Source organism: Pseudomonas sp. D1-36, from assembly GCF_051132205.1.
In the GTDB taxonomy this organism is placed as follows: Bacteria; Pseudomonadota; Gammaproteobacteria; order Pseudomonadales; family Pseudomonadaceae; genus Aquipseudomonas.
On the sequence record NZ_CP071674.1, the window covers coordinates 4,814,275 to 4,825,680 of the forward strand.

Below are 11,406 nucleotides of genomic sequence, written 5' to 3' on the forward strand. Positions count from 1 at the left end.
TTAAGGCTCTTCATTAGCGATTGGCGCTGGTTGCGACAAGGGCACGGGCGGCGGCGATATCTGCATGGATCGCCGTCTTGAGCGCCTCCAGAGAGGCAAAACGCTGCTCTTCACGCAGCTTCTGGTGGAAAACCACCGTCAAACGCCGGTCATACAGATCGCCGGCAAAATCCAGAATGTGTACTTCGAGATGGGCCTTGCCATCTCCCTGGACCGTCGGCCGTACACCGATATTGGCGACGCCGGGCCAGGTCTTGCCATCGATGTCGACACTCACCAGGAACACCCCGGTGAGCGGCACACGACGGCGCTTGAGCTGCACGTTGGCCGTTGGCGTGCCTAATTGGCGCGCCAGTTTCTGCCCATGCAGGATCCGCCCGGCAATCCGGTACGGCCGGCCGAGCAAGCGCTCGGCCAATTCGAAGTCGGCGGCCGCCAAGGCGTTGCGGACCTGGGTGCTGCTGACGCGCAAACCGTCCATCTCGACGGTCTGCGCCGCTTCAACCGTGAAGCCCTGGGCGATACCTGCCTGTTGCAGGTAATCAAAATCTCCGGACCGATCACAGCCAAAACGGAAGTCATCGCCGACTTCCAAGTGTTTCACATCGAGACCATCCACCAGGATGGTATCGACGAATTCGGCGGCACTGAGTTTGCTCAGGCGCTGGTTGAAGGCCAGGCACAGGACCCGGTCGACGCCTTCGGCGGCCAGCAGCTGCAGCTTGTCCCGCAGCCGCGCCAAGCGGGCCGGAGCGGTGTCCGGGGCGAAAAACTCCCGGGGCTGCGGCTCGAAGATCACCACGCAGCTGGGCAGGCCCAATTCCAGCGCACGCTCGCGCAGCCGCGCCAGGATAGCCTGGTGACCACGGTGGACACCGTCGAAGTTGCCAATGGTGGCGACACAGCCCCGATGGCGGGGACGCAGGTTGTGAAGGCCTCGAACCAGCTGCATAACGCGCTTCTTGCTCATAAAGTGGCCGATTATAACCACACCCGGCTGTCGGTGACAGGCAACACCGTAACCCAAAGTGATCGAACCGACAAAACCGCCGTCGGGCCCGTGATCATACAGAGCAGGTGCTCAGTTCAAGGCTTTGCGATTGAAGTCGCGCAAACGGAACCCCATCAGCAGCAACATGCCGAAATACGCCACCACGCCCGCCACGACCAACACGCCCAGGCGCAGGAAACGCTCGAGCATCTGCCCTTCGCCCCAAGCCGGCATGAAGTGCATCCCGGCCAACAATACCGCCGACATCACCGCCACGGCGACCAGCAGCTTGAGGCCGAACTTGCCCCAGCCCGGCAGCGGTTGATACATCTTCTGCTTGCGCAGTTGATAGAACAGCAGCCCAGCGTTGAGGCAGGCCCCTGCACTGATTGCCAAGGCCAGGCCGGCATGGGCCAGGGGACCGATGAGCAGCAGGTTGAACAGTTGGGTCATCACCAGCGTGAAGACCGCGATCTTCACCGGCGTGCGGATGTTCTGCTGGGCATAGAAACCTGGCGCAAGGACCTTGATCACGATGATCCCGAGCAGCCCCACCGAATAGGCAATCAGTGCCCGCTGCGTCATCAGGGCATCAAATGCATTGAATTGACCGTACTGGAACAAGGAAACGGTCAGCGGCTCGGCGAGGATCCCCAACGCCAGCGCGCAAGGCAGGACCAGCACGAAGCACAGGCGCAGGCCCCAATCGAGGATCCGCGAGTACTCATGGCGATCCTGGCTGGCGTAGGTCTTGGCCAGGGTCGGCAGCAGAATCGTGCCCAGCGCCACGCCCAGCACGCCGGACGGCAACTCCATCAAGCGGTCGGCGTAGTACATCCACGACACCGAGCCAGCCACCAGAAACGAGGCAAAAATGGTGTTGATGATCAGCGAGATCTGACTCACCGAGACACCGAGAATCGCCGGCAGCATCTGCTTCATGACGCGCCACACGCCGCTGTCGCGCAGGTTCAGCCGCGGCAGCACCAGCATGCCGATCCTCTTCAGGTGCGGCAGTTGATAGAGCAACTGCGCCAGGCCACCCACCAATACCGCCCAACCCAGGGCCATTACCGGTGGATCGAAATACGGCGTCAGGAACAACGCAAACACGATCATGCTGACATTGAGCAGCGTCGGCACGAAGGCCGGCACCGAAAAGCGGTTCCAGGTATTGAGGATCGCCCCGGCCAGCGACGACAGGGAGATCAGCAATATATAAGGAAAGGTCACCCGCAACAGATCCGAGGTGAGCTGGAACTTTTCCGGCGTGTCGGTGAACCCTGGCGCGGTGGCCCAGATCACCCAAGGCGCGGCGAGCATGCCGGCGGCCGTGACAAGTGCCAACACCAGCGTCAGCAACCCCGTTACATAGGCGATGAAGGTGCGGGTCGCCTCGTCGCCCTTCTGGCTTTTATATTCCGCCAGGATCGGCACGAAGGCCTGGGAAAAAGCCCCTTCGGCAAAGATTCGCCGCAGCAGGTTGGGCAATTTGAACGCAATGAAGAAGGCGTCGGTGGCCATTCCGGCACCGAATATCCGGGCGATCAGCGTATCGCGAACGAACCCCAGGACACGGGAAAGCATCGTGATAGAGCTGACGGCAGCCAACGATTTAAGCAGATTCATGAAAAGAGTTTTTGCCTGTCGATAAACAGCAGGCGAACAATGCGCCCACTTGTGCGATACTCCGCGCCGCTAAACAGCACAGCGCCAAAGCCCGCGAGTTTACAGGTCGCACGCCGGAAAGAAATCATTCGGTGCGCCGCACCTGCCATTCAGCGGAACGTGTCACCCGCCCTTGACAAGACCTCAACTCATCGGCATGATTCGCGGCCTATTTTGTTTGCTATTTCCTAAAAAGTCTTTCGAGGAGCTCGACGGTGGCCAACTCACCTTCCGCCAAAAAACGTGCAAAACAGGCTGAGAAGCGTCGCAGCCACAACGCCAGCCTGCGTTCCATGGTCCGTACCTACATCAAGAATGTAGTCAAGGCCATCGACGCAAAAGACGCTGAAAAAGCACAAGCTGCTTACGTTCTGGCTGTGCCAGTTATCGACCGCATGGCCGATAAAGGCATCATCCACAAGAACAAGGCTGCTCGCCATAAGAGCCGCCTGAATGGCCACGTAAAGGCCTTGAACGTTGCCGCTGCTGCCTAAGCGACGCGCTCGTTAAAAAACCGACCTCAGGGTCGGTTTTTTATTGCCTGGGATTTATCAACCACACAGCAAAAAAACTGTGGGAGCGAGCTTGCTCGCGAATGCTGTCTGCCAGCAGCATTGATGCCACCTGACACACCGTATCGCGAGCGGGCTCGCTCCCACACAGGGGCATTGAGCGTAGGTTATTGAGCCCGAGCCCACGGCAGGATCGGAATCGCCGTCACCGCATTTTGCGGGCTGCCCTCGATCACGCGATCGCTATAGACCAGATACACCAGCGTATTGCGCTTCTTGTCGAGGAACCGCACCACCTGCATGGTCTTGAACACCAACGAAGTGCGCTCGCGGAACACCTCTTCGCCGTCCTTGAGGTCGCCCTTGAAGCTGATGGGCCCGACCTGCCGACAGGCGATGGACGCCTCGGCGCGATCTTCGGCCAGGCCCAGACCGCCTTTAACACCACCGGTCTTGGCTCGCGACAGGTAACAGGTCACGCCGTCCACCTTGGGATCGTCAAACGCCTCGACCACGATCCGATCGTTCGGCCCGACAAACTTGAACACCGTAGAGACCTGGCCGATTTCCTCGGCCGAAGCCAGCAGCGGCAGTGCCAGTAGCAAACCGATCAATCCTTTTGCCATACCCATGTTTTTTCCTTAGACGAGGATCAGGTTGTCACGGTGGACCAATTCGGGCTCCGCCATGTAACCCAACAAGCCGACGATCGCATCAGACGACTGGCCGATGATTTTCTGCGCTTCCAACGCGCTGTAGTTGGCCAGGCCGCGGGCGATTTCGCGACCGTCCGGCGCGACGCATACCACCATCTCGCCGCGACGAAAACTGCCCTGGACCAGCTTCACGCCCACTGGCAGCAAACTCTTGTTGCCCTGGGACAAGGCCGACACCGCCCCCGCATCCAGCACCAAGGTGCCACGGGTTTGCAGATGCCCGGCCAACCATTGCTTGCGTGCCGCCAGCATGCCGCGCTCGGGCGATAACAATGTTCCGATACGCTCGCCAGCCTTCAGGCGATCCAATACACGTTCCAGCCGACCACCCACGATAATCGTATGCGCCCCGGAGCGGGCCGCCAGGCGCGCCGCGCGCAGCTTGGTCTGCATGCCGCCACGCCCCAAAGCCCCGCCGGTGCCACCCGCCACGGCATCCAGCGCCGGATCATCGGCGCGGGCCTCGTAGATCAGCTTGGCGTCGGGATTGTTGCGTGGATCGGCATCGAACATGCCGTCGCGATCCGTGAGGATCACCAGCAGATCCGCCTCCACCAGGTTCGCCACCAGCGCGGCCAGGGTGTCGTTGTCGCCAAAACGGATTTCGTCGGTGACCACCGTGTCGTTCTCGTTGATCACCGGGATAACCTTCAGCTCGACCAACGCCCGCAACGTACTGCGGGCATTGAGGTAGCGCTTGCGGTCGGACAGGTCGTCATGGGTCAGCAGGATCTGCGCCGTGTGGCGACCATGCTCGGCGAAGCTCGACTCCCAAGCCTGGACCAGGCCCATCTGGCCGATGGCGGCGGCAGCTTGCAGCTCATGCATCGCGCTGGGTCGCGACGTCCAGCCCAGGCGACTCATGCCGGCAGCCACGGCCCCGGAAGAGACCAACACCAACTCGACACCCGCCTCATGCAAGGCCACCATCTGTTCGACCCACACCGCCATAGCCGTGCGATCCAGGCCCTTGCCATCCGCCGTCAGCAGTGCGCTGCCGATCTTGACGACCCAGCGCTGCGCACCCGTCACCTTGCTCCGCATTTTCTTCAACCTTTGCCAGCGAACGGCGCGACCCAGCGCCGCCCATGGGATTATTCGTATTTGCGTTTTACAGATACCAAAACGCCGCTCGATTGAGCGGCGCCTTGGAAACCGGCTGACTGCGATGATAACACCGCCCTGGACCAGTTAATGCCAGCCACACGAGAATCCTTGTGGGAGCGAGCCTGCTCGCTCCCATAGGTTTTGCCCTCAAGCGGCCGGTATCAGCACAAGATCAGTCGCGGACGTAGATGATCTCCGGACCGTCCTCGTCATCCACATCTTCTTCGTCCCAATCGTCGTCACCGATGTCATGGACCGACTTGACGCCACTGCGGCGCAAGGCACGCTGGTCGTCCAGCGCCTGCAACTGGGCGCGCGCCTCGTCTTCGATGCGCTGGTCGAGCTCGGCCAGCTCTTCCTTGTAGGCCGGGTCGTTGGCCAGGCGATCGGCGCGATCTTCCAGGTAACGCATGATGTCGTGGCACAGACGCTCGGTGTTTTCCTTGGCGATGGCCGAGATCACGTAGACCGGACCTTCCCACTCCAGGCGATCGACGATCTCCTTGACCCGCTCCTCATGCTCTTCCTCGAGGATCTGGTCGCACTTGTTCAGCACCAGCCAACGGTCGCGCTCGGCCAGGGCCGGGCTGAACTTGGTCAGCTCGTTGACGATGACTTCGGCAGCATCGGCAGCACTGGTTTCATCCAGAGGCGCCATGTCGACGAGGTGCAGCAACAGGCGGGTACGGGACAAGTGCTTGAGGAAGCGAATGCCCAGGCCGGCACCCTCGGAAGCGCCTTCGATCAGCCCCGGAATGTCGGCGATCACGAAGCTTTTCCAACGGTCGACACTGACCACGCCCAGGTTTGGCACCAGGGTGGTGAACGGGTAGTCGGCCACTTTAGGCTTGGCCGCCGACACCGAGCGAATGAAGGTACTTTTACCGGCATTCGGCAGACCTAACAGACCCACATCGGCCAACACTTTCATTTCCAGCTTCAGGTCACGCTGTTCGCCGGGCTTGCCTGGCGTAGTCTGGCGCGGCGCGCGGTTGGTACTGGATTTGAAACGGGTGTTGCCCAGACCGTGCCAGCCACCATGGGCCACCAGCAAACGCTGGCCGGCCTTGGTCAGGTCGCCGATGACTTCCTGGGTGGCGGAATCGATCACCGTGGTACCGACCGGCACGCGCAGGATCAGGTCTTCGCCCTTCTTGCCGGTGCAGTCGGTGCTGCCACCGTTGGAGCCACGCTCTGCATCGAAATGCCGGGTGTAACGGTAGTCCACCAGGGTATTGAGGTTTTCATCGGCGAGCATGTAGATCGAGCCGCCGTCGCCCCCGTCACCACCGTTCGGGCCACCGTTTTCAATGAATTTTTCCCGACGGAAACTCATGCAGCCATTGCCGCCGTCGCCAGCCTTTACTCGAATCGATACTTCATCAACAAACTTCATGACACACGCCTCTCGCCGTACGGACGAGCCGAAAAAAACAAGACATAAGACTCTTGCAAAAATGAGCGCAGCGACCTCAAAACACGCCCCAACCGCAGCGCCGACAGCCCATACAAACAGTTTTGCAAGAGACTCACCCCACAAACGAAAAAGCCCCGTCGCAAGACAGGGCTTTTCCAGCGGTCTCGCAATTAAGCTGCGATAACGCTTACGTAACGACGACCGAAGGCGCCTTTTACTTCGAACTTGATCACGCCTTCGATTTTAGCGAAGAGGGTGTGATCCTTACCCATGCCAACGCCGTAGCCAGCGTGGAATTGGGTGCCGCGCTGACGCACGATGATGTTGCCCGCTTTGATAGCCTGGCCGCCATACATCTTCACGCCAAGGCGTTTGGCTTCTGAGTCGCGACCGTTACGGGTACTACCACCAGCTTTTTTGTGTGCCATGAGTTCAATTCTCCTAGTGAGGAATTAGGCTGAAATTAAGCCTGAATACCGGTGATTTTGATCTCGGTGTACCACTGGCGGTGGCCCATACGCTTCATGTGGTGCTTACGACGACGGAACTTGATGATGCGGACTTTATCGTGACGACCTTGGGAGATCACTTCAGCCACAACGGTAGCGCCAGCAACGACTGGAGCGCCGATATTCACGTCATCGCCATTGGCGACCAACAGAACGCGATCAAAAGTCACGGATTCGCCGGTAGCGATTTCCAGTTTTTCGATCTTCAGGTATTCACCTGGGGCGACCTTGTATTGCTTGCCACCAGTAACGATTACTGCATACGACATGGTATTTCTCCGATAATCCTGCTCACCCAGCGCTTTATAAGAAGAGGTATTGGCTGGCATGGCTGCATGGGCTGGAAGGCCCGGATGCAATTGCGTAAGGCAGGTGCTGCCCAGGAAGTTCAGGGTGCGCGATTGTACGCAAGCCGCAACAGCCTTGCAAGTAGCCGCCAGACACTGTTAAAGCGTCGCGAGCGAAGGGAAGACAAGGAAAAAACAGGCGAGGAAGCGGAGTTTACAGGCTGTAAATGAGCATTCCGAGCCTGTTTTTGACGCAGGATTACCGAGCGCAGCAGCTTTAACAGGGTCTGGTCGCGCCTTGACACCTGCGGACGTGGGTCCTAGCATGCCGCGCAACCCTTCTGGAGCGCCTGTCGCTGATGCAACCCCAAGCTTTCTACCGCGCAGTGGCGGACGATTTTAGTGCCGTCGACGGTATCATCAAGAAGCAGCTGACGTCCCGCGTGCCGCTGGTATCGAAAATCGGCGACTACATCACGTCGGCCGGCGGCAAGCGCCTGCGTCCTTTATTGGTGCTACTGTGCGGCAAGGCACTGGGTCGCGAAGGCGACGACATGCGCCTGCTCGCCGCCACCATCGAATTCCTGCACACCGCGACCCTGCTGCATGACGACGTCGTCGACATGTCCGGCATGCGCCGTGGCCGTTCGACCGCCAACGCCATGTGGGGCAACGCCCCGAGCGTGCTGGTGGGTGATTTCCTGTACTCGCGCTCGTTCGAAATGATGGTCGAGCTGGGCTCGATGCCGGTAATGAAGATCCTGTCCCAGGCCACGCGCATCATCGCCGAAGGCGAAGTGCTGCAGTTGTCCAAGGTGCGCGATGCCAGCACCACCGAAGAAACCTACATGGAGGTCATTCGCGGCAAGACCGCGATGCTCTTCGAAGCCTCGACCCACAGCGCCGCCGCCCTGGCCGGTGCCACCGCCGAGCAGAGCGAAGCCCTGCGCACCTTTGGCGACCACCTGGGCGTGGCCTTCCAGCTGGTGGACGACCTGCTGGACTACAAGGGCGACGCCGAGACCCTGGGCAAGAACGTCGGTGACGACCTGGCCGAAGGCAAGCCGACCCTGCCGCTGATCTACACCATGCGTGAAGGCACACCTGAACAGGCAGCTTTGGTACGCCAGGCGATCCAGAAAGGCGGGATCGAGGACCTGGAGAGCATCCGGATCGCGGTCGAAGCTTCCGGATCGCTGGAATACACCGCGAAATTGGCCCAGGACTACGTCGCCCGCGCAATCAAGTGCCTCGACGCCCTACCGGCCAGCGAGTACCGCGATGCGCTGGTGGAACTGAGCGAGTTTGCGGTCGCCCGCACCCATTGATTGCATGAAAACGGCGAGCTTTTGTGGCGAGGGAGCTTGCTCCCGCTCGGTTGCGCAGCGACCGCAAGTGCCATAAGGGGGCGGCTGCGCAGCCCACCGGGAGCAAGCTCCCTCGCCACAAAAGCCCCGTATCACCCTCCTGGCAACAAAACCCTATACAATGTGCGCCCTTTTGCCCTCCTGATACCAAGGAACCTTAGTGAGCACGTTGCCTCCCTGTCCGAAATGCAATTCCGAATACACCTACGAAGACGGTACCCAGCTGGTCTGCCCGGAGTGCGCCCATGAATGGTCCGCCGGCGGCGAAGCGCAAGCGCCATCCGACGACATCGTGAAGAAGGATTCGGTCGGCAACGTCCTGCAGGACGGCGATACCATTACCGTGATCAAGGACCTCAAGGTCAAGGGCACTTCCCTGGTGGTCAAGGTTGGCACCAAGGTCAAGAACATCCGCCTATGCGATGGCGATCACGATATCGACTGCAAGATCGACGGCATCGGCCCGATGAAGCTTAAATCCGAGTTCGTCAGAAAAGTCTGAATCTGTTGTATTTCCCATCCCATGCCCCGCGTGGGATGGTGCTTGTCTTCCCCCTCCCCAACCCTATTTTGTGCGACCCCACGGGATTCCAACCCGCTTGGGCTTTCACAACCCATCGTCAGAAAAAAACCGTTGCGCCAATAGAGACTTGCTATTTAGCGAATAAGAATTATTCTCATCGAACCCATCAAGGAGATGAGAACCATGACTTATTTGATCGATGCCTGGCTGGACCGTCCACATCCCTACCTGAGGATCCTGCACCGGGAAACCGGGGAAGTCTGTGCGGTGCTTGAAGAAGAAGCCTTGAATGAGCTGCAGGACCAGGGGGATCTGGACCTCAACAGCCTCAACTCCAGCGAACCGCTGGTGCTAAAGGAGTTGGTGCGAAACCTGTTCCTGTTCTGCTACGCCCGGGCGTTGCGCCCAACGGGTGATTTCAGCGGCAGATTCCATGGATGAGCATAAATAACCTGTGGGAGAACCTGTGGGAGCGATGGTGCGGCTCGCTCCCACAGTTTTTTGTCCGGCTGTAAAAACCGGACAGGGTCTTACAATACGTCCAACAGCTCGACGTCGAACACCAGCACGCTGTGCGGCGGGATGCTGCCAACGCCCTGGGCGCCGTAGGCCAGCTCGCTAGGCACGTACAAACGCCATTTACTGCCGGCGTTCATCAGTTGCAGCGCCTCGGTCCAGCCAGGAATCACGCCGCCTACCGGGAATTCGGCTGGCTGGCCACGATCGTAGGAACTGTCGAACACAGTGCCGTCGATCAGGGTGCCGTGGTAATGGGTGCGCACCTGGTCTTCACGGGTCGGCTTGGCGCCTTCACCCTGGGTCAGCACTTCGAATTGCAGGCCGGAGGCCAGGGTGGTGATGCCTTCGCGCTTGGCATTTTCAGCCAGGAACGCACGACCTTCGCCCGCAGCGGCCTCAGCCTTGGCGGCGGCTTCCGCTTGCATGATTTCACGGATGACCTTGAAGCTGGCGGACATCTCGTCCTGGCCCACGCGGCTTGGCTTGCCGGCGAACGCGTCGGTCAGGCCGGCCAGGATCGCGTCCAGGCTCACGCCCGGTGGCGGATTGTCGCGCAGTTGGTCGCCCAACTGACGGCCAATGCCGTAGCTGACGCGTGTTTCGTCGGTGGACAGGTTAACTTCGGACATGATGCTGCTCCGCTGTGCGGACGGCCCGGGAAGTTGCCGTGCGTACACAGCGCCTCCCGGAGCGCCCGGAACCAAAAGGGCGAGCAGACTAGCACAGATGCCGCAGCGCGTGACGAACCTCAGTGCTTGGTCAGCTTGTCCAGATACCCCATGGCGAAGGCCGACACCACGAACGTCATGTGGATGATCACGTACCACATCAGGTGGTCGGGATCGACATTCTTGGCATCCATGAAGATACGCAACAAATGGATGGAAGAGATGGCTACGATCGACGCGGCCACCTTCATCTTCAGGGATGAAGAGTCCATGGTGCCCAGCCAGTTGAGCTTTTCCTTGTCGGAATCGATGTCCAGTTGCGAGACGAAATTCTCATAGCCGGAGATCATCACCATGACCAGCAAACCGCCCACCAGCGCCATGTCGATCAGCGACAGCAGTACCAGGATCAGCTCGGACTCGGCCATGGAAAACACGTTGGGGATGACGTGAAAGACTTCCTGGAAGAATTTCAGCGCCAGGGCCAGCAAGCCCAGAGACAGCCCGAAGTAGATCGGCGCCAGCAGCCAACGGGAGGCGTACATTGCATTTTCGATAAAGCGTTCCATTGAGTCTCACACCAGGGCTGAAAAAACGCGGCGAGTATACCAGCCACGCCCCTACCGACAAACGCCGGTCCGGCCTGCGGATCTACTGGCGGAGCATGCCCTTGGACGACTCACTGAAGCGGACGAAACTCGAAACCGCCAACGTTGCGACAACGCCCTCCGTTGATCTCCCGCAGTTGCGCCTGCATGTGCAGGGACCAGATCTGCGGATCGTCGGCCAGTTCATAACCGTGGGTTGTCAGGCTCTGGACGATGGTGTCGAGTATGGTTTCTGCGGCGGTCGGCCCGGGAAACGGCCCCTGGGCCTTGATGGCGGAAGGTTGCTCACCGGCCATTCCGGCGGCGAAGAGCACGGTCCACATGCCCGTGTCTCCAGCGAGCGGACGGACAGCACATTCAATGCGGGTCACCAGGCCCAGGCACTGGCGGGTAAGGCAAAGGTTGCGCGACATGGCGGCGCCCCTCGGTAGATCCGGTATTCAGCCCAGGCGGGGCTGTTTCGATCCAATGATGGCTCTCGTTATCCTTGAACTGAGGATAGGAGAAAAGTTCC

The 11,406-nt window shown here is 59.9% G+C and carries 15 protein-coding genes; 5 read left to right on the top strand and 10 right to left on the bottom strand.

Going from position 1 to position 11,406, the window contains the following annotated elements; all coding sequences use genetic code 11:
• Positions 1–13: 13 nt before the first annotated feature.
• Positions 14–952, bottom strand: coding sequence for a bifunctional riboflavin kinase/FAD synthetase (gene ribF / locus J3P76_RS21575; RefSeq protein WP_420767645.1), 939 nt, complete (start codon positions 950–952; stop codon positions 14–16).
• A 129-nt stretch (positions 953–1,081) separates the two neighbouring features.
• The gene (gene murJ / locus J3P76_RS21580; protein WP_420767646.1) at positions 1,082–2,620 is read right to left on the bottom strand and encodes a murein biosynthesis integral membrane protein MurJ; all 1,539 of its coding nucleotides are present in this window, start codon (positions 2,618–2,620) and stop codon (positions 1,082–1,084) included.
• Between the two features lie 254 nt (positions 2,621–2,874).
• Between murJ and rpsT the strand changes: the two genes are divergently transcribed.
• Positions 2,875–3,153, top strand: coding sequence for a 30S ribosomal protein S20 (gene rpsT, locus J3P76_RS21585; protein WP_020798646.1), 279 nt, complete (start codon positions 2,875–2,877; stop codon positions 3,151–3,153).
• 185 nt (positions 3,154–3,338) lie between these two features.
• On the opposite strand, the gene J3P76_RS21590 is transcribed toward rpsT, so the two are convergent.
• The 5 genes from J3P76_RS21590 to rplU form a co-directional block, all read right to left on the bottom strand.
• Positions 3,339–3,803, bottom strand: a complete 465-nt coding sequence (locus tag J3P76_RS21590; RefSeq protein ID WP_420767647.1) for a CreA family protein — start codon at positions 3,801–3,803, stop codon at positions 3,339–3,341.
• Between the two features lie 9 nt (positions 3,804–3,812).
• Positions 3,813–4,931, bottom strand: coding sequence for a glutamate 5-kinase (gene proB / locus J3P76_RS21595; RefSeq protein WP_420767648.1), 1,119 nt, complete (start codon positions 4,929–4,931; stop codon positions 3,813–3,815).
• Positions 4,932–5,166: 235 nt separating this feature from the next.
• Positions 5,167–6,390: an Obg family GTPase CgtA gene (gene cgtA / locus J3P76_RS21600; protein ID WP_039593902.1), complete on the bottom strand. Its 1,224-nt coding sequence runs from the start codon at positions 6,388–6,390 to the stop codon at positions 5,167–5,169.
• 191 nt (positions 6,391–6,581) lie between these two features.
• Positions 6,582–6,839 (bottom strand): 50S ribosomal protein L27, encoded by a 258-nt coding sequence (gene rpmA / locus J3P76_RS21605; RefSeq protein ID WP_053153633.1) that lies wholly within the window; start codon positions 6,837–6,839, stop codon positions 6,582–6,584.
• A gap of 35 nt (positions 6,840–6,874) precedes the next feature.
• Entirely contained in the window at positions 6,875–7,189 is a 315-nt protein-coding gene (gene rplU / locus J3P76_RS21610; RefSeq protein WP_003176051.1) for a 50S ribosomal protein L21, read from the bottom strand.
• An 84-nt stretch (positions 7,190–7,273) separates the two neighbouring features.
• Between rplU and J3P76_RS21615 the strand changes: the two genes are divergently transcribed.
• The 4 genes from J3P76_RS21615 (at position 7,274) to J3P76_RS21630 (ending at position 9,538) form a co-directional block, all read left to right on the top strand.
• Positions 7,274–7,438 (top strand): hypothetical protein, encoded by a 165-nt coding sequence (locus J3P76_RS21615; protein WP_434701223.1) that lies wholly within the window; start codon positions 7,274–7,276, stop codon positions 7,436–7,438.
• Between the two features lie 128 nt (positions 7,439–7,566).
• Positions 7,567–8,535: a polyprenyl synthetase family protein gene (locus J3P76_RS21620; protein ID WP_420767649.1), complete on the top strand. Its 969-nt coding sequence runs from the start codon at positions 7,567–7,569 to the stop codon at positions 8,533–8,535.
• A gap of 199 nt (positions 8,536–8,734) precedes the next feature.
• On the top strand, positions 8,735–9,076 hold the full coding sequence (locus J3P76_RS21625; protein WP_420767650.1) for a zinc ribbon domain-containing protein YjdM: 342 nt from the start codon (positions 8,735–8,737) through the stop codon (positions 9,074–9,076).
• 204 nt (positions 9,077–9,280) lie between these two features.
• On the top strand, positions 9,281–9,538 hold the full coding sequence (locus J3P76_RS21630; RefSeq protein ID WP_003205743.1) for a PA4570 family protein: 258 nt from the start codon (positions 9,281–9,283) through the stop codon (positions 9,536–9,538).
• Positions 9,539–9,627: 89 nt separating this feature from the next.
• Here J3P76_RS21630 and J3P76_RS21635 read toward each other — a convergent pair whose 3' ends face one another.
• The 3 genes from J3P76_RS21635 to J3P76_RS21645 form a co-directional block, all read right to left on the bottom strand.
• Positions 9,628–10,245: an FKBP-type peptidyl-prolyl cis-trans isomerase gene (locus J3P76_RS21635; protein ID WP_003205746.1), complete on the bottom strand. Its 618-nt coding sequence runs from the start codon at positions 10,243–10,245 to the stop codon at positions 9,628–9,630.
• A 119-nt stretch (positions 10,246–10,364) separates the two neighbouring features.
• On the bottom strand, positions 10,365–10,853 hold the full coding sequence (locus J3P76_RS21640; protein WP_420767651.1) for a TIGR00645 family protein: 489 nt from the start codon (positions 10,851–10,853) through the stop codon (positions 10,365–10,367).
• 110 nt (positions 10,854–10,963) lie between these two features.
• Positions 10,964–11,305: a hypothetical protein gene (locus tag J3P76_RS21645; protein WP_420767652.1), complete on the bottom strand. Its 342-nt coding sequence runs from the start codon at positions 11,303–11,305 to the stop codon at positions 10,964–10,966.
• Positions 11,306–11,406 lie beyond the last annotated feature (101 nt).

Coding starts and splice junctions, on each gene's coding strand:
- ribF (WP_420767645.1), bottom strand. CDS start 952: ATGCAGCTGGTTCGAGGCCTTCACAACCTGCGTCCCCGCCATCGGGGC.
- murJ (WP_420767646.1), bottom strand. CDS start 2,620: ATGAATCTGCTTAAATCGTTGGCTGCCGTCAGCTCTATCACGATGCTT.
- J3P76_RS21590 (WP_420767647.1), bottom strand. CDS start 3,803: ATGGGTATGGCAAAAGGATTGATCGGTTTGCTACTGGCACTGCCGCTG.
- proB (WP_420767648.1), bottom strand. CDS start 4,931: ATGCGGAGCAAGGTGACGGGTGCGCAGCGCTGGGTCGTCAAGATCGGC.
- cgtA (WP_039593902.1), bottom strand. CDS start 6,390: ATGAAGTTTGTTGATGAAGTATCGATTCGAGTAAAGGCTGGCGACGGC.
- rpmA (WP_053153633.1), bottom strand. CDS start 6,839: ATGGCACACAAAAAAGCTGGTGGTAGTACCCGTAACGGTCGCGACTCA.
- rplU (WP_003176051.1), bottom strand. CDS start 7,189: ATGTCGTATGCAGTAATCGTTACTGGTGGCAAGCAATACAAGGTCGCC.
- J3P76_RS21615 (WP_434701223.1), top strand. CDS start 7,274: ATGCAATTGCGTAAGGCAGGTGCTGCCCAGGAAGTTCAGGGTGCGCGA.
- J3P76_RS21620 (WP_420767649.1), top strand. CDS start 7,567: ATGCAACCCCAAGCTTTCTACCGCGCAGTGGCGGACGATTTTAGTGCC.
- J3P76_RS21630 (WP_003205743.1), top strand. CDS start 9,281: ATGACTTATTTGATCGATGCCTGGCTGGACCGTCCACATCCCTACCTG.
- J3P76_RS21635 (WP_003205746.1), bottom strand. CDS start 10,245: ATGTCCGAAGTTAACCTGTCCACCGACGAAACACGCGTCAGCTACGGC.
- J3P76_RS21640 (WP_420767651.1), bottom strand. CDS start 10,853: ATGGAACGCTTTATCGAAAATGCAATGTACGCCTCCCGTTGGCTGCTG.
- J3P76_RS21645 (WP_420767652.1), bottom strand. CDS start 11,305: ATGTCGCGCAACCTTTGCCTTACCCGCCAGTGCCTGGGCCTGGTGACC.